Here is a 239-nt window from a genome sequence, read left to right as displayed (position 1 = left end):
TGTTCGTGGATCGCTTCGGTGACCGTCATGCCGACCGAGTAGGACAGCCATCGTCCTCGTTTCGCGAGCCAGGACACGAAGTCGTGGGTGCCGCCGGCGAAGTCGGTGCGGATCAGCGTCTGGCGCCCTCGCCGGTAGGACTTCGGTAGTTGGGCGAGGGCCAGTTGGGCGGTGGCGATGTGGTCGGCAGCGGTGTTGGAGCCAGCGTTCCCCGGCCTGAGGAGGGTGGCGACAGCCTC

The 239-nt window shown here is 67.4% G+C and carries 1 pseudogene; it reads right to left on the bottom strand.

From position 1 onward, the window contains the following. A pseudogene (locus IG99_RS43925) lies at positions 1 to 239 on the bottom strand (IS1380 family transposase); the annotation flags it as partial.

This window comes from Streptomyces griseus subsp. griseus (assembly GCF_000720255.1).
Taxonomy (GTDB): Bacteria; Actinomycetota; Actinomycetes; order Streptomycetales; family Streptomycetaceae; genus Streptomyces; species Streptomyces griseus_I.
The sequence above is the reverse complement of the archived record's forward strand: the minus strand, read 5'-3'. Positions and strand labels throughout refer to the sequence as shown.